Annotated in this window: 14 protein-coding genes, 1 tRNA gene and 3 pseudogenes; 11 read left to right on the plus strand and 7 right to left on the minus strand. The window is 47.0% G+C overall.

All coding sequences use genetic code 11. From position 1 onward, the window contains the following. Positions 1–8: 8 nt before the first annotated feature. From DW830_RS03615 to DW830_RS15745, 4 genes and pseudogenes are all read left to right on the plus strand, one after another. Positions 9–1,855, plus strand: a pseudogene (locus DW830_RS03615) (site-specific DNA-methyltransferase). Positions 1,856–1,903: 48 nt separating this feature from the next. Continuing rightward, complete coding sequence (locus tag DW830_RS16285; RefSeq protein ID WP_233544365.1) at positions 1,904–2,476, plus strand: Fic family protein; 573 nt, start codon at positions 1,904–1,906, stop codon at positions 2,474–2,476. Further along, a complete protein-coding gene (locus DW830_RS16290; RefSeq protein WP_233544366.1) occupies positions 2,470–3,003 on the plus strand; it encodes a winged helix-turn-helix transcriptional regulator in 534 nt (177 codons plus the stop codon). The genes DW830_RS16285 and DW830_RS16290 overlap by 7 nt, the downstream gene beginning before the upstream one ends. 17 nt (positions 3,004–3,020) lie before the next feature. Continuing rightward, a complete protein-coding gene (locus DW830_RS15745) occupies positions 3,021–3,167 on the plus strand; it encodes a hypothetical protein (protein WP_158573425.1) in 147 nt (48 codons plus the stop codon). A 241-nt stretch (positions 3,168–3,408) separates the two neighbouring features. On the opposite strand, the gene DW830_RS03630 is transcribed toward DW830_RS15745, so the two are convergent. From DW830_RS03630 to DW830_RS03650, 5 genes are all read right to left on the minus strand, one after another. Further along, positions 3,409–3,888: a hypothetical protein gene (locus tag DW830_RS03630; protein WP_147487187.1), complete on the minus strand. Its 480-nt coding sequence runs from the start codon at positions 3,886–3,888 to the stop codon at positions 3,409–3,411. A 40-nt stretch (positions 3,889–3,928) separates the two neighbouring features. Beyond that, positions 3,929–4,957, minus strand: coding sequence for a CHC2 zinc finger domain-containing protein (locus DW830_RS03635; protein WP_119248904.1), 1,029 nt, complete (start codon positions 4,955–4,957; stop codon positions 3,929–3,931). Positions 4,958–5,042: 85 nt separating this feature from the next. Next, entirely contained in the window at positions 5,043–6,488 is a 1,446-nt protein-coding gene (locus DW830_RS03640; RefSeq protein WP_158573426.1) for a DUF3987 domain-containing protein, read from the minus strand. A gap of 225 nt (positions 6,489–6,713) precedes the next feature. After that, positions 6,714–7,343: a hypothetical protein gene (locus DW830_RS03645; RefSeq protein WP_119248906.1), complete on the minus strand. Its 630-nt coding sequence runs from the start codon at positions 7,341–7,343 to the stop codon at positions 6,714–6,716. Next, positions 7,340–8,887, minus strand: a complete 1,548-nt coding sequence (locus DW830_RS03650; protein ID WP_147487189.1) for a hypothetical protein — start codon at positions 8,885–8,887, stop codon at positions 7,340–7,342. The genes DW830_RS03645 and DW830_RS03650 overlap by 4 nt, the downstream gene beginning before the upstream one ends. A gap of 951 nt (positions 8,888–9,838) precedes the next feature. Here DW830_RS03650 and DW830_RS15750 point away from each other — a divergent pair. From DW830_RS15750 to DW830_RS03675, 5 genes and pseudogenes are all read left to right on the plus strand, one after another. Continuing rightward, entirely contained in the window at positions 9,839–9,931 is a 93-nt protein-coding gene (locus DW830_RS15750; protein WP_158573427.1) for a smalltalk protein, read from the plus strand. 102 nt (positions 9,932–10,033) lie between these two features. Then, on the plus strand, positions 10,034–10,633 hold the full coding sequence (locus tag DW830_RS03660; RefSeq protein ID WP_119248909.1) for a DNA-binding protein: 600 nt from the start codon (positions 10,034–10,036) through the stop codon (positions 10,631–10,633). Positions 10,634–10,883: 250 nt separating this feature from the next. Then, a pseudogene (locus DW830_RS03665) lies at positions 10,884–11,701 on the plus strand (metallophosphoesterase). Then, positions 11,679–12,377 carry a hypothetical protein gene (locus tag DW830_RS03670; protein WP_119248910.1) on the plus strand — a complete coding sequence of 233 codons (699 nt, stop codon included), beginning with the start codon at positions 11,679–11,681 and terminating at the stop codon, positions 12,375–12,377. The pseudogene DW830_RS03665 and the gene DW830_RS03670 overlap by 23 nt, the downstream one beginning before the upstream one ends. Positions 12,378–12,399: 22 nt before the next feature. Then, positions 12,400–12,825, plus strand: coding sequence for a Fur family transcriptional regulator (locus DW830_RS03675; RefSeq protein ID WP_119248911.1), 426 nt, complete (start codon positions 12,400–12,402; stop codon positions 12,823–12,825). Between the two features lie 108 nt (positions 12,826–12,933). Here DW830_RS03675 and DW830_RS03680 read toward each other — a convergent pair. Continuing rightward, positions 12,934–13,006 (minus strand) — tRNA-Lys (locus DW830_RS03680). A gap of 246 nt (positions 13,007–13,252) precedes the next feature. On the opposite strand from DW830_RS03680, the gene DW830_RS03685 reads away from it, so the two are divergent. Together DW830_RS03685 and DW830_RS03690 are read left to right on the plus strand one after the other, a co-directional pair. Next, positions 13,253–13,621, plus strand: a complete 369-nt coding sequence (locus tag DW830_RS03685) for a DMT family protein (protein ID WP_089545349.1) — start codon at positions 13,253–13,255, stop codon at positions 13,619–13,621. A gap of 146 nt (positions 13,622–13,767) precedes the next feature. Next, positions 13,768–15,050 (plus strand): annotated as a pseudogene (locus DW830_RS03690) (O-acetylhomoserine aminocarboxypropyltransferase/cysteine synthase family protein). Positions 15,051–15,418: 368 nt separating this feature from the next. Here DW830_RS03690 and DW830_RS03695 read toward each other — a convergent pair. Further along, positions 15,419–16,222: an MBL fold metallo-hydrolase gene (locus DW830_RS03695; RefSeq protein WP_119248912.1), complete on the minus strand. Its 804-nt coding sequence runs from the start codon at positions 16,220–16,222 to the stop codon at positions 15,419–15,421. Positions 16,223–16,225: the final 3 nt, after the last annotated feature.

A 16,225-nucleotide genomic window follows, 5' to 3' on the forward strand; every position in this document is an offset into this window, starting at 1 on the left:
CACCCGACATGAACGAGGAACGACTCAGCAAACTGCGTGAGTTGTTCCCAGACTGGTTTACACAGGAGGGATATCTCGACATTAACGAGGTGAAAAAGGCAGTGAACCCAAATAGTGTAGAAGAAACAGAGCGTTACGAGTTCCGCTGGTTTGGCAAATCAGCGGCAAAACGCAACGCTTTCACCCCAACACGTGCCACATTACACTATGATGAGAAGCGAAGCGTAAATGCAGAGTCTACCGAGAATATCATCATTGAAGGTGAAAACCTCGACGTGCTCAAAGTACTGACTTCCAACTACAGAAATAAGGTGAAGTGTATCTATATTGATCCACCATATAATACAGGAGAAGACAGAATTTATAAAGATAATTATTACGAGAGTAAAGAACAATACTGGGAAAGAAGCGAACACGGTACAAACATTGATACTAATTCTAATACAGAAGGTCGTTATCATAGCAGTTGGTTAGACTTAATGTATAGTCGTCTTTTAATTGCTCGCAATTTATTAAAAGAAGATGGTGTCATATTCATATCTATTGATGATCACGAAATACATCATCTTCATAAACTATGCGATGAAATATTCTTTGAAGAAAATTTTGTGGCAAATATTGTATGGCAAAAACGTACTTCCCTGATGCAAGATGCAATCTTGGTCCAGCCCATGATTATATATTAGTTTATGCCAAAAATATCGAGAAACTAAAACCAACATTAAACAAGATTGAATTAACAGAGGAAAGAGCGTCTGAATATAAGAATCCTGATAATGATCCTCGTGGAAAATGGGCTTCGGTTGACATCACAGGGCAAACAGGTCATGCAACCGAATCACAATTCTATACAATTACCACTCCTGCAGGAATAGAGTATACACCACCGATAGGAAGATGTTGGGCTTTATCTAAAGAAACGTTTAATGATTTAGTAAAGGACAATCGAATTTGGTTCGGTGCTGATGGTACTTCTCGTCCTCGTAAAAAGAACTTTTTGTCAGAAGTGGATGGAGTCAATGCTTGGACTTGGTGGACAAACAAGGAAGTCGGTCATAACCAAGAAGCTGCCAAAGAATTAAAAGAATTGTTAGGTGCTGCTGATATTTTCGACAATCCGAAACCAACAAAACTGTTAAGCAAAATTTTTGAAATTGCAACAAAAGAAAATGATATCATTCTGGATTTCTTTGCAGGTTCTGGTACAACGGGACACTCGGTGGTTAAGCTAAACAACCAACAATTAGCTCACAGAAAATTCATCCTTGTACAAATCCCAGAATTCACAGATAAAAAATCTCCAGCTTATAAAGCTGGCTACAAGACCATCAGCGAAATAACCATTGCCCGAAATAAAGCTGTGGTTGAAAGATATCAGAAAGAAAGCGAAGGTAAAATCCTTGACGAGGAATACAAGCAGCAGCTCAACCAGTTAGGCTTCAAGGTCTTCACCCTGTCAAAGTCAAGTTTCCCAAGAACAGACTTTACACCTGACCCAACAAAGAACGAGGAAGAGAATCTTGCCCTTTTCCATAATTACATCAAGGAAAAAGAGAGCCAGCTTACACTCGTGTTTAATGAAGAGGAACTGATAACAGAAATACTTATCAAACAAGGCTTCATGCTTACCTATAAACTGGAAAAGCAAGCCAGCTTTACCCAAAACACAGTTTATTGGGCAACAGATGGAAAAAAGGAGGCCTATATTACTGTAGATGCAAATCTCAACGATGAAACAGTAGAATACTTTATGCAGCATACTGATAAGAAGTTCATCTGCATTGAACGTGCTCTAGATACAACAAAGAAGTTTAACCTCAAAGAAAAAATGCAAGAGAAATTCTTTGCTTTCTAAATATTCATCGTATCTTTGCAGAAAGATTCAGTTACAAAAAGAAGCATTATGGACAAGCAGATCAATGAACTCCTAGAGGTTCTGAAAGAATACCAGGAGCTGGGAATATCTGAGCAGATAGACTATCAGAAGTTCTATCTCTACTCTATCATCACCCACTCTACCGCCATCGAAGGCTCCACCGTGACCGAGATTGAGAACCAGCTTCTCTTCGACGAAGGTATCACGGCTAAAGGCAAACCGATGGTGGAACAACTCATGAACCTCGACCTGAAGAGAGCTTACGAGCAATCCATCAGATGGGCAAGAGAACATAAGCCATTCACAGTGGAAATGCTCAAGAACCTCTCCGCACTGGTAATGAGAAATACGGGCAGCCATTACAGTACATTGATGGGCGAATTCGACTCATCAAAGGGTGACCTGCGCCTTGTTGGCGTTACGGCAGGAGCAGGTGGCCGCTCCTACATGGACTACCGCAAAGTTCCGATGAAACTGGAAGAACTCTGCAACCACATCAACCAGCGGAGAGAAGCGCTCATCAAAAGCCCCAATGCCATAGATGCCTACCTGCTGAGCTTCGATGCCCACAACATTCTCGTTACTATTCACCCATGGTAGATGGCAACGGCAGAATGTCGCGCCTCATCATGAATCACCTGCAGTTTGAATTCGGACTGGTGCCTGCTAAAATCATCAAAGAAGATAAAGCGCAGTATATCAAAGCCCTCAATGAATCGAGAGAAGAAGAGGCAATGGCACCCTTCCAGGAATTCATGCTGAAAGAGCACACGCAAAACCTGAGAAACGAGATTCTTGAATACAGGAAATCTATGGAAGAAGATATTGCAATAGCAGATATCAAAGTGGAGCCGGAAGAAGATGGAAAGGTACAAAAGGAGAAGCAAAAGGTGGACCAGAAAGGTGGACCAGAAATCAAAAAGGTGGACCAGAAAGGTGGACCAGAAACGAGAAATGCCATTTTGCAACTTATCACCAGCAATGGGAATATCACTTCCAGAGAAATCGCTAGCACTCTGAATATCAACAGAAGTGCTATCTCCAAGCATCTCAAGAAGATGCAGGAAGATCATATCATCCGCAGAGAAGGCTCGCAGAAATCAGGCAAATGGGTTATCATATCATAATTCTAAAAGTTACGATTATGGCAAAACAATTAGTAAAGTTCATGAATGAGCGCTTGCAACGAGAAATGGATAAGCTTTGGGAATCTGGCGAAATGAGCAATGAAAAGTTGCAGAAAATGCAGTCAGAACATTTGCGCACGACTTACAAATTAACTGACAAATGATCAATCTCCATTACCATTAAAATGCTATTTTTTCAAGCATAAATCAACCTTATCCTCGAAAAAGTGTATGATTTAACATTTGTTATCATCGAAAAAGTGTATTTTCTGGGATATTTGATGGTTCTGACAATAGAAAAGCAGTTGTTGCCTCTTACCGCAACAACTACTTTTTCTTTTACAATATCATCAGCTATTCTACTACAATACTTACTGTATTATAACAAAAGCATCCTTCTCCTGCCTACACCTCCTTGATCTCCAGCGTTACTACGTTGCCTCGCCACACCGCCTTCTTGATGCGCTCGTAGAGGGTGGTGAAAAGCGGCTGGCTCTTCAATACATAGCCGGGAGCATGAACCTCGCCCACCAGGATGCTGCCACGGCTCATCGTAAACGGACCGTTGCCCGGCTGAATCATCGCACATGGCAGGGAAGAGAAAGCTGAAATATCGCCAAACTCATGAGAATGACGCGCCTTGCAGCATAGCTCACACTGGGAGGAATCCATCGGAACCAGAAACGGCATCTTGCGACGGTGATAGATGCACTTGCCAATGCACACACGATACTTTCCTGCCGGAAGACAATCTGCCTCACGCTCTACGGTGCCGCATACCTTCACCTGCTCATCAAACTCACTATCGTTCACATTCTCAGCCTTGAGCAACCCCATAATGGTACCACGCTCACAAATCATTCTTTCAACATACAAATTCAACATAGCAATATTATTTTAAATGATTATTATTAAATGTCTATTTTTAATTATTACCTACAAGGCGGATATAATACTCCGAAAAGTCCTTACATCCTTTAGGCAACTGATGACGAACCAGCTGCGGCAACAGATCCTTCAACTGCAGATACAGTCGCTCTCCAGGTTCATCGGCATCAGGGAAGATATGGAGATTCAAGTCCTGCAAGGGGCGAAGATCCTCTTCCTTCAGCAAGGTGGCTGATGGAATGGCTATCGCCTTATGCCCGGCACTCATCATCGCCCAGCAATCCGTACAGCCTTCCGTGATGAAAAGAGGCTCGCCGGGCGACACCCAGTTAAGTATCTGAAGATTGTAAACATGGCACTCCGAACCCTTGGGAAACTTGAACCTCGCTACCCCCTTGGCTCGTGCAGCCTGCTTGCCCCCAGCCCCTTTTTCATCAGTACCCAGGTAGCGGCTCTGCACGGAGAGCAACCTCCCTTCCCGGGTATAATAAGGAATGAGCAGGGAGGGCGCATCATAGAATGGCTTGCCGAATCTTCTGCACGGAGTAGGCTCCGAGATACTCGAAACATGGCACCACTCGATGACTTCTCTTCTCAACCTTCGCTCTTCCAGCAGGAAGTGTTCTGCCTCGGCATTGAGCACAGGATGCGACACGTAGAGATTGAGGTATTCCGTATCTACAGCAACGGGGCGAGATGGCTCCATAGGCAGCACCTTTCTGGGCTTCACATCTGCGAATCTGCCAGCAGAGTTTTCATATCTGCAACCACGATTGCCTGTTCTTCCGTCATCCTCAATATAGAGTCCGAATGCCTGTGCAAGCCAGCAGCAGGCATCATGAAAATTGAGATTCATCCTGTGCATCACGAGGTCGATGGTGCCCCCATGCTTGCCACATACGTAGCAATGATACGTATTGTGAGAGGTTGAGAAATGAAGGCTCGGATGAGAATCGTTATGGAAGGGGCAGATGGCATTATGCCATCGCAATCCCATTCCCAACGCATCGGCAACCTGCTCTATCGGCAGGGAGCGAAGCTTTTCTATCATTACTTTATCTATCATAGTTTATCTCATTATAGTTCTTGATATTATCATATCTACTAAAAGCAGTAGTTGAAGTACAGAAACACGAGCTTCAGGAAGAAACCTACTGCTTGAGTTTGCGGAACTGATTCTTGTCAACCTTCTCTATCCATCCCAATTTCACCCAGCGTGAAATCACGTTCTTGGCAGGTGTCTTCTGCTCCAGATGCTCCAGGGTTACCTTGAGCAGGTCGCGGGTAAACTCAGAAGGGAGGTTCTCGAAGAGATGGCTCGGACGGTAATCCGTAACCACATGGTCGGCATTGATCTGCTCATACACCGCACCCCATTTTGAGATCATATTATAGAGGGTATAGTCGGCCATGGCAAGATAAATCTGCTTCACCCATTTGTGGATAGTTTTCTCGTCCTTCTTTCCCTCCAGCTGATAGAGATACTGGCAGAGGCAGGCGATGCGGAAGGCTGATACGGAGCTGCGCTTGTAGAACACATCGAGTGCCTTGGAGCAGGATTTGAGCGCCTCTACACGGCGCTCACCACACCATTTGGTGATGGCAGATTCCAGCCATTGGGTATCGAGCATTACCTCGGGCTGCATCGTTGTTTCGTCCTGATAGGTGGCTGCCATCAGCTGCTCGATGGTATGGTCGATTACTTGCTGCTGTGCTGGCGTGATGACCTTGAGTGTAGGCGGCTCATCGCCGATATGACTCTCCAACTGGCAGAGGATGGTGCGGGTGATGTTACCACCCTCGATGGCATTCTTGTCCATATAGCGGTCGATGGCGGCAGGCGTTCCGCAGAAGAGACAGTTGAGCAGCACATCCACCACGGTGCTGTAGGAAGTTTCGCTCAGATAATCCTGACCATAGGTAGAGCCCAAATCGTAGGCAGTCTTCATAATCTGCTTCAGGTCGGAAAAGGCTCGCTTGTTCGACTGGGTGATGGTGGAGAGTTCATCGGCAAACATGAAGAGTGTTCTGGGTGCGCCATATTTCACTACCGGTGCATCGGCACGCTTCATCAGCATGGTGATACTTACGCTAGGAGGAAGGTTTACAATATCTGTCTTCGGTTCCGGAGGCAATTGTCCATCCTTTTTTCCTTTTCTTCTCTTCATTTCATTATACTTCTGCTCCGTTCTTCTCTGCTCGCTATCCCTGTCGATGAGTTTCTGCATGATAATCTGCTGCACGTATCTGGCAAATGATTTTCCTGAGCTCTGGTCGCCGCAGACTATCACTTGCAGGAGGCAGGTGGATGGTGTCTGGTCGTACACATACTGGAATCTCAGACGTGGAGCGTAGGTTCCGAGAGCCGGAGCACAAGCCACGAATACCAGTGTACGGAGCACCTCGGGAGCATTGCCCACCAGTTCACGGAACACGGGTGGCAGGTCCTTGGGCTTGGGCAGACGATGCGCCTTGTTCTGCCAGGGCAGCATGATGAATTCATCCTCTTTTCCTTCGCCAGCCTGAGGATTGGAAAGCTGGGCGGCTGCAATCTCCTGGAGATTGTCGGGCTGCAAAGAATTCTCGTTCTTCTGCATAATTAAATTGTTTTTTCTGATGCAAAGATACAAAATCCAGGAAGGGAAATCAATAGCTGAAATGGGTTGCCGCATACTGTGCCGCATAATCCGCATAACCTGCCGCACACTTTGCCGCATAGGCACAAAAAAAGCGGGCAAGAAGCCCGCTCTATTATCCTAAAACTACAGTCTTTCTATCCGTTAATTCAGTTTTATATCTAATAATCTAATCAAAACTCTTTTTTAAACGCCTTTCATATAGATAGAAAGGAATCTCTGCGCCACATGCTGCGCCTCCAGGATATCCATCTGGTTGCCATCCTCGATTCTCCAGTCGGGGTATCTACCCGAAATGCGGGTAAGGCGCCTGCCGATGGTGTCCTCAGAAGGAAGATCCTTCACCCCCACATATTCCTTGAGATAGGTGAGGAATTCATTGGTAGTCTCCACATATGGCAGACCATACCTCTCGTCCTTCGCTCTCATCAGGGCAAGGATGAAGGCATACTGATAGCCCACTCTCCTGCCGAAATAGTTGGCTGTACGCCCCTGGCATTTCTCGGTCTTCATCTGTTCGAAGGCTATCCTTATCCTTTCCTCCTTGGATTTCTGCAGCCACGTTTCTGCAGCCGCTTCCTGATGCCGATTCCTGTCCATGTGCAGGTCTTGATGCTGGTCCTTGTGCTGATTCCTGTGCTTCTGCATCGCCAGCCACTCTTCCAGCGTCATCCCCTGCTGCTCGGCCTGCCGCTCCAGCTCATCGTAGATTCGCTCACGTGCCAAGGCCTCCTCCAGCCCGCTTTTGGCTACCACCGTGGCGCCAGCCTGCAGGGTATAGTTATCGCCATAGTTATGGTTGTTGTATATGTTCATCGCTTGCCTCCTTTCGCAGGTCTGCTTGATATATACACGTTGTCCGGATTGATAGGAGTCACCTGAATGTTGGGATCCAGCGAATTTGCCTGAATCTCGAGTTCGAACGGTATCTCCTTGTTTGAAAGTTCTCCGAGCCCATCTGCCATGGTCAGAACTGCCTGCAGCTTTTTAGTGGGCATGCCTTCATCAGCCACCACACTAGCCCCCGACTCCAGATTGTAGTTGGTACCATAGCTGCGCTCTATCTTGTTGCCATTGATGATGGTCACATTCTTGGCATCTGCCACACCCGCCTGCATCAGCTGCATATTCTGCTGCTGCGCGTTTTTCTCCTGTTCCTGCTCTTCCCTATGCTGTTTTCTCAGCTTGTCGCAATTTCTCAACAGCTTGCCGTATTCACTCAGGTCCTGATCACCAAACTGTTCCAAGAACTGCTTAGAATCGAAAAAGATTTCCAGCAGTCGCTTAGCTCCCGGATAGAGTTCATCATCAATTTCTCTCGGATCAATCACCATATTGCCCAGATCACAGAAGAGACCAATCATTTTAGTACTCAAACCCAGGACAAAGCCTTCATCAATGTCCTTACCGGTGAAGGAAAAGGTGAAATCCTTCCCTACGTTTTCCTTCATGAGCTGGGCATCCTTATCCGTGAAATTGAACCGATGCAGTTTAAATTCAGAAAAGTCATTACCTGGTGGATCATCCGGGGCATATTTCTCTTTCAGGTCAGTCAAGATCTCGATCAGCTGCTTGTTCTGCTGCCTGAGCAGTTCTATCTCCTGCATAGCCACCTTGAATTTCTCCTCATAGGTATCCGCCTTGCCAGCAGAAAGCCCGGAAAATTCACCCTCCTCGATTCTTGCTCTTAAATGATAATCATCAGGATTAGTGACATGGTTGAGGACCAGGAATTCGTGGAATTTAGCCTGCGACTGAGCGTCCCTGTAAATCTTAAGCAGGGAAATGAGGTCTAGCTCGCATAGCTTCTTACGGAAAGAAATCTGGAAATCCTTTCTGGCGCAAAGCTCTTCTACAGGCATAGGCTGAGGATCGAGATTGCGATTACGGATATTCCCTTCCTTTTCGATGAATTCATCCAGCAGCTCATCAATATCCCTTGTATAATGATAAGTGCTGCAAGACTGCCAATCTACAAGATACTCCAGCAGATTATCCGCAAAATCCTTCAGATATTCAGAATTGTCTCCCTGCAACCGGATGATGGCATAGCCTAACCAGCAGATAAGTCTGCAGTCATCCGACTTATCCGGGCGACTTTCCTGTCCGAGAAGTTCAGCTACCCTAGCCCTTACAGCATTCTCCACATCTATCGGTTTAAGATAGCGGTGAGGATACTTCTGCAGCCTCATTCTTATCGCCAGTTCATAGGCACAATCGAAGTAGATGTCTGGTTCGTCAAAGCTCAAGACAGCAGAAGCTTCATTGAAGACGACACCATACAACTCATCCAACACGTGGTTGATGCCAGTAGGGTCGTCAGCCATGTACTTTTCATATCCATTTTCCCCTTTGCCCATATAAATGAGTTCTCGAGGTAGGTCTAATGATTTTATCATTTGCTTAGGAGTTTATTAGCTACAAAGGTACGGAATTTCGCCAAGACCACCAAACATTTTTCCAGTTATTTTGCGTTATCAGCGATATTTTTCCATCCACTCTGTTTTTTCGCTTACTTTTTAATGCAGGAACATGAAAATTGAAAGAAAAAAGCCAGCAGAAGGAATAAAAAAAAGGGAAAGGATTGAGAAGATGAGATGAGACGGAAGATGAGATGGAAGATGCCGAAAAGGTCAAAAGGTCAAAAGGTCAAAAGTCACATTTGACCTTTTGCAATATGAACAGATGGAGGATGATATTCCTAAAGACTTAATGAGAGATGCTATTATTAATAATAAACCATTATATAATGTACGCGCGCATACAATAATAATATATAGAATCTTCTATCATCCTATCATCATAAGCTCTATTCTCTTACAGAAGACCTAGCAGACTATCTCTCTTCCAGGCTTCCACTAAAAAAAAGGATAATCCCAAAAGTCACTTTTGACCTTTTGACCTTTTGACCTTTTGACCTTTTGACCTTTTGACCTTTTGACCTTTTGACCTTTTGACCTTTTGACCTTTTCTGCCAGGGGGCAGAAAAGCATCCCTCTCCCCTCCTCGCCCCTTTTCCTGCGTCGCCACGTAGCAATTCCTGCGTCGGGACGTAATATTTCCTGCGTCGGGACGCAGGAAACGGCAGCTCTATCGAAGGGGATTTCATGCCTCACATCACAACTGCCGGGACAAGCCGATTCAAATGCCGGGACAACTATTGCATTTCGCCCAAAAATGTTGTATCTTTGCATCGTCAATGAAACTCATTGATGGGGCTCTCTGCCGGACAGGATACCGCGGAACTGCAGGGAGGGGATGCCCGATACAGAAACTGGATTATTCACTAAAAAAGAAAGGAATGAACAAAAATGAAAAAGGAAACATGGAAATCAATTCTGCAGATCATCGTGACTGTACTCACTGCACTCTGCACATCACTCGGAGTTACGAGCTGCATGTAGTGCTCGAATCTTTCACGATATCGAGCTAGACTGAAACTGAATTAACCACTAAAATCGAGTTTATTGAAATTTAAATTATTCACTTTAAAAACTATTTGAATTATGGGTATCAAAGTAAAAGCTATCGAGCGCAACGTCGCTTTTGAGAAGGGTAAGCAGAAGTGGGCATACGTTATGCAGGCAGACCTCTATGGTCAGCTTACCCAGAGTAAGGTTATCGAGGAAGCTGCCGTACGCAGCGGACTCGCCAAGCAGGTAATCAACGCTGCCTGGGGCGCCATCGGAGCAGTCATCACCGCATGGGCCACCGAGGGTCACTCTGTGGCAGTGCCGGGTCTCGGTTCACTCCGATTCGGTCTGAACTCTACCGCCGTGGAGGATGTGAACAAGGTGAGCTCTTCGCTCATCAACCGCCGCTACATCATCTTCGTGCCTAACGCCGACATCAAGGAGGAGCTCGCCAAGACCAGCGTCAACATCACCTGCTACGACCGCAACGGCAAGATCGTGAAGCAGGTTACCTCTGCCGACAAGGAGAACTCCGGCGAGGGCGACAACAAGGGTGACACCACCCAGGGCGGAGGCACTTCGCAGGGCGGTGGAACTTCGCAGGAAGGTGGCGGAACCAACCAGGGAGGTGATTCCAGCCAGGGTGGCGGCACTACCGAAGGCGGAGGAGGCGACGACAACGTAAGTCTCTAAAAACAATGTAGAGCTCTAAAATCATCAAGGTGTGCCAGATCACAAGGAAGTGAATCTGGCGCACCTTCTTTTTTATCTTTTTCTCCTTAAAAATGGTCTTTTTGTAAAAACCTCATTTTTATTCAAGTTTTTTTTGTAACTTTGCACGCGAAATCAATAGCCTGGAATATCAAACAGGCTGAAATATCAGATAGACTAGAATATCAAATAGACTAGAATATGAATATGTATTTAAAATAAGGTATAAGATATGAAATCTCACATCAAAATTTATCTACTTGTCTGTATCGCCGCCCTACTCCTTACGGGCTGCGATACCGTATTCGACGTTCACCCTTACGATGTTCGCATTAAGGGCGAAACCGACCTGAATGCCAAGAACATACAGAAGATAGAGCAGGCGGTGAAGAGCAAGGACACCATCCGCTTTGCCGTGATCAGCGACAGCCACCAGTGGCTCGATGACCTTGCGGATGCCGTAAAGGATATCAACAGACGCAAGGACAGCATCGACTTCGTGATTCACTGCGGCGACATCTCCGACTTCGGCGCTACCCGCGAAATGAAGTGGACACGAGAAAGAATGCAGAAACTGCAGATGCCTCGGTAGTGCTGCTGGGCAATCACGACTGTCTGGGCACGGGCAACCAGACCTATGAGGTCATCTACGGCAACCCCGACTTCAGCTTCATCGCCGGAAAGGTGAAGTTCGTATGCCTCAACACCAATGCCATCGAGTACGACTACTCCCGTCCGGTGCCCAACTTCGACTTCATGGAGGCGGAACGCTCTGCCGATTCGCTCGACTTCGACCGCACCGTGGTATGCATGCATGCACCTCCCTACTCCGAGCAGTTTTACAACAACGTAGCGAAGGTATTCAATTATTACATCCACGACTTCCCTCGCCTGCTGTTCTGCCTGGACGGTCACGGTCATCATACTAGGCAGGAAGACCTTTACAACAACGGCACCCTGTTCTATATGGCAAGCAGCGTACACTTCCGTCAATATTACATTTTCACCATCACACCAAAGGATTATCATGTTGAAGTCATCGATTTTTAAGTTCAGTATATGGGCGATCCTCCTGCTATCGGCAAGCACAACGGCAAGCGCCGGCGAGGAGGGGTTAGGAAAGGAGAATTTAGGAAAGGAGAGTTCAGAAAAAGATTCACTCACCCGATACGACAGGCGCATCCTCCGCTATCGCAAGCACTGGGATGTGCTGATGCCTACGCAGAGCGTGATACAGAGCTGCGGCAACATGGGTATCATCTCGCTGGGTATCGGATGGGACTACGGCAAGCGAAGCCAGTGGGAGACGCATCTGCTCTTCGGTATCGTTCCGAAATATGATTCGGATGAAGTAAAAATGACAATCACGCTGAAGGAGAACTTCATTCCCTGGCGAAAGGACTGGGGAAAGGGATGGCAGTTTGAACCTCTGGAGTGCACGCTGTACCTGAACACGGTGTTGGGTCACGATTTCTGGACAAAGCAGCCTACCAAATACGAGAGCGGATATTATCCCTTCTCTACCCGAATCCGCCCGAATCTGGGATTTGGCGAACGGTTTACGTATCAGATTCCGAACAACAGGCGCAAGCGCGTGAAGAGCCTCACGCTCTTCTATGAGTTGAGTACGAATGATATCTATTTCATGCGGTTCTACCGCAACGGCAATGCCGGTTTCTGGGATGTCTTCGGACTGTCGTTTGGCGCAAAAATGCAGATACTCTAAGTTTATTTTAAAAGAAAAAAAGATGGAAACAGAAGAGATTGTCCATAAGCTGGAGGCGAAGGGCATCAAGCCCACCTCCAACCGCATACTGGTGATGAAGACTCTGGTGAATGAGCAGAATCCACTGAGTCTGAAGGATTTGGAGCAGAAGATGGTGTCGATGGATAAGTCGAGCATCTTCCGCACGCTGACGCTCTTCCTGGAGCATGATGCCGTTCATGCCTTCGAGGATGGAAGGGGGATATTGAACTACGAAGTGTGTGAGGAGGAAGGAGAGTGTGATCATCATGATGGTCATATTCATTTCTACTGCGAATCATGCCACCGTTCGTTCTGCATGGAGGATATCCATATTCCGAGCTTCGAATTGCCGGAAGGATTCTATCCCCACTCCGTCTCCTTCGTCATCAAGGGAGAATGCCCTGAATGTAGACAAAAGCATCGCTGAAAGCAATGCCTATTCAAAAGAAAGAGGCATCGCTGAAAGCAATGCCTATTCTTTTTACAACAACAAAAAAAGCTCCGAAGAAAGATGAACTTCTTCGGAGCTTTTTTGTACACCCTTAGGGATTCGAACCCTAGACCCACTGATTAAGAGTCAGTTGCTCTACCAACTGAGCTAAGGGTGCAGCAAGCTTGGCATTTGAGTTATTTCTCAAAAGCGGTTGCAAAGGTACTGCTTTTTTCTGACACCACCAAATTTTTCGGCAACTTTTTTCTTTTTCATGCGCATTTTCCTGATTTTCCATACATTTTCAAGAGAAAAAGTGTATCTTTGCAGCCACTTATACATTATTATATATGTAGAGCATCAAAGAACATAAGAGAATATAAGAGAAATCTTATCAATTAAGAAATCAAAAACATAAGAGAATATGAACGGAATATACACTATCCTGCTCCTCGTGCTGAGCAACATCTTCATGACGCTCGCATGGTATGGACATCTCAAACTCCAGCAGACGGGCACCAGCAGCAACTGGCCACTCATCGGAGTCATCGCCTTCAGTTGGGCGATCGCCTTCTTCGAATACTGCTGCCAGGTACCAGCCAACCGCATCGGATTCATCGACAACGGCGGTCCATTCAATCTGGTACAGCTCAAAGTGATACAAGAGTGCGTGTCGCTCATCGTCTTCGCCATCATCGCCAACCTCCTCTTCCAGGGGCAGGGCCTGCATTGGAATCACTTTGCCGCATTCGTCTGCCTCATCGCTGCCGTGTATTTCGTCTTCATGAAATAATAAAGCTTTTGCCCTTACAGGGCGACAGACTTGCGTCCTGAATACCCAGGGCGATGCCCTGGGCTAAGAGCTTCTGCCCTTTCAGGGCGTTAACAACAAAGAAAGAAGAACAATTATAACAACACAAAATAAAAGAATAACCGACAATGGAAAAGAAATTACGTGTTGCTTCCCTCTGCGTGCAGGGAGGCTATGAGCCGAAAAACGGCGAGCCGATAGAAGTGCCTATCTATCAGAGTACTACATTCAAATATGACAACTCTGAGGAGATGGCGATGCTCTTCGACCTGAAGAAGGAGGGCTACTTCTATACCCGACTCCAGAACCCTACCAATGATGCTGTGGCAAAGAAAATCGCTCAGCTCGAAGGTGGCGTGGGTGCCGTATTGACCTCAAGCGGTCAGGCTGCCAACTTCTATGCCGTATTCAACATCTGCGAGGCTGGCGACCACATCGTTACCTCTAACGAAATCTACGGCGGCACCTTCAATCTCTTCGGCGTTACCCTGAAGAAGCTCGGCATCGAGTGCACCTTCGTAAACCCTAACGCCAGCGAGGAGGAAATCCAGGAGGCATTCCGCCCTAACACCAAGGTAGTGTTCGGCGAAACCATCAGCAACCCGGGCTGCGCCGTGCTCGACATCGAGAAGTTCGCCCGCATCGCTCACAAGAACGGCGTGCCTCTCATCGTAGATAACACCTTCGCCACACCTGTCAACTGTCGCCCATTCGAGTGGGGTGCCGACATCGTTACCCACTCTACCACCAAGTATATGGACGGTACAGCATCGCAGGTAGGCGGCGTAGTAGTAGATAGCGGCAACTTCGACTGGATGGCGAATGCCGAAAAATTCCCTGGCCTCTGCACACCAGATGAGAGCTACCACGGACTCACCTACGTGAAGGCTTTCGGCAAGATGGGATACACCACCAAGCTCGTGGCACAGTTGATGCGCGATCTGGGTTCCATCCCTGCTCCGATGAACTCATTCATCCTGAACCTGGGTCTCCAGAGCCTGCACCTGCGCATGCGCCAGCATTGCGAGAATGCACAGAAGGTGGCTGAGTTCCTGCAGAATGATGAGCGTGTGGCTTGGGTTCACTATAGCGGACTGAAGGGCGACGAGTATTACGACCTTGCCCAGAAGTACATGCCAAACGGCACCTGCGGCGTCATCGCCTCGGATTGAAGGGCGACCGTGAGACTGCCATCAAGTTCATGGATTCACTGGATATGATCAACATCGTAACCCATGTGGCAGATGCCCGCACCTGCGTGCTCCACCCTGCCAGCCACACCCACCGTCAGCTTTCAGACGAGCAGCTGAAGGAGGCAGGCGTTGCTCCAGACTTGATCCGCCTCTCGGTAGGTATTGAGGATGTAGAGGATATTCTGGATGATATCAAGCAGGCATTGGATAAAATCTAGAAAGATTGAAACATAGATACATAAATATCTAGAAAGATGAGGGGGTGTCATTATTCATCGGATTACGCGGAATAAACGGAACCTTAACCGCCTTCCTCGGATTACTCACGGATTTTAAACGGAAACTCGACCTGGCGGTCGTGGCGATACCCCCTAAAGCTGGAATGCGAATGCGCTAGCCCAATGGCCGTAAGGCCAAATCCGTTTAAATTCCGTGCGTAATCCGTGAAGCAAGAATGTTCCGTTAACTCAGCGTAATCCGATGAAGAAAAACAATGAAGCAACAAAAAAAGAGGGTGTGTCTTGGACTTTTAACACACCCTCAGAAACATAAAAGCCAGTCTTCTGCATTTGGAAGACTGCTTTTATTACACCAATTTAAAAATCTCGCTAGGCGTCTTCCGCTTCAGCACTTCCAGCTCGAAGTCCTTTCCGGCAACGATGCCCTTGCTCCTGAGAATCTGCTCAACGGTCTTTCTCGCCAGTTCGGGATGATTATTCTCCTCGCTGAGATGGCAGAGCCATACGTGGCGGAGGCTCGGAGTGGCGAAATCGGCAAGCGCATGGGCACACTCATCATTGCTGAGATGACCGTTCGGTCCCAGGATTCTGTCCTTCAGATACTGAGGATATTTTCCTGCCTGAAGCATCTCCACGCTATAGTTCGATTCGAGCACCAGATAGTTCGCCTTGCCGATGAACTCCTGAATCTCCTCCGTGATGTGTCCCACATCCGTAATCAGACAGAAAGTGACGCCCTCGTGTTCCACGAAATAGCCCACATTATCCGTACTGTCGTGAGGCACCCCAAACGGAGTAACCCTGAACTCGCCCACCAGGAACGGCACACCTTTCTCTATGATGTGCGCATGATTGGGCACGATTTTCTTTCGGACGCAATAGTTGCGCTCGATACCTGCATGAACTTTACGGGTTGCATATACTGGTAGATGATAGTCAGTACTCAAGCTCCCCACCGACTTTACATGGTCGGCGTGGTCATGGGTAATGAGGATATGATGCACATCCTCGAAGCGCAATCCATAGTTATGGAAGTGCTTCTTCAGGGTTCTGATACCTACTCCTACGTCTATCAATAGCGAATCCGTCTCAGTGTAAAGATAGTAGCTGTTGCCACTGCTTCCACTGCCAAAGGATATAAATTTTAGCATTTT

Origin of the sequence: Prevotella sp. AM34-19LB, assembly GCF_003468525.1 — a bacterium.
Lineage (GTDB): Bacteria > Bacteroidota > Bacteroidia > Bacteroidales > Bacteroidaceae > Prevotella.

Bases quoted from the DNA above. Each gene is read 5' to 3' on its own strand.
- DW830_RS03695 (WP_119248912.1), bottom strand. From the start codon at position 16,222: ATGCTAAAATTTATATCCTTTGGCAGTGGAAGCAGTGGCAACAGCTAC.
- DW830_RS03645 (WP_119248906.1), bottom strand. From the start codon at position 7,343: ATGAACATATACAACAACCATAACTATGGCGATAACTATACCCTGCAG.
- DW830_RS03640 (WP_158573426.1), bottom strand. From the start codon at position 6,488: ATGCAGAAGAACGAGAATTCTTTGCAGCCCGACAATCTCCAGGAGATT.
- DW830_RS03670 (WP_119248910.1), top strand. From the start codon at position 11,679: ATGTTGAAGTCATCGATTTTTAAGTTCAGTATATGGGCGATCCTCCTG.
- DW830_RS03630 (WP_147487187.1), bottom strand. From the start codon at position 3,888: ATGTTGAATTTGTATGTTGAAAGAATGATTTGTGAGCGTGGTACCATT.
- DW830_RS03660 (WP_119248909.1), top strand. From the start codon at position 10,034: ATGGGTATCAAAGTAAAAGCTATCGAGCGCAACGTCGCTTTTGAGAAG.
- DW830_RS15745 (WP_158573425.1), top strand. From the start codon at position 3,021: ATGGCAAAACAATTAGTAAAGTTCATGAATGAGCGCTTGCAACGAGAA.
- DW830_RS16285 (WP_233544365.1), top strand. From the start codon at position 1,904: ATGGACAAGCAGATCAATGAACTCCTAGAGGTTCTGAAAGAATACCAG.
- DW830_RS03650 (WP_147487189.1), bottom strand. From the start codon at position 8,887: ATGGGCAAAGGGGAAAATGGATATGAAAAGTACATGGCTGACGACCCT.
- DW830_RS03685 (WP_089545349.1), top strand. From the start codon at position 13,253: ATGAACGGAATATACACTATCCTGCTCCTCGTGCTGAGCAACATCTTC.
- DW830_RS16290 (WP_233544366.1), top strand. From the start codon at position 2,470: ATGGTAGATGGCAACGGCAGAATGTCGCGCCTCATCATGAATCACCTG.
- DW830_RS03675 (WP_119248911.1), top strand. From the start codon at position 12,400: ATGGAAACAGAAGAGATTGTCCATAAGCTGGAGGCGAAGGGCATCAAG.
- DW830_RS15750 (WP_158573427.1), top strand. From the start codon at position 9,839: ATGAAAAAGGAAACATGGAAATCAATTCTGCAGATCATCGTGACTGTA.
- DW830_RS03635 (WP_119248904.1), bottom strand. From the start codon at position 4,957: ATGATAGATAAAGTAATGATAGAAAAGCTTCGCTCCCTGCCGATAGAG.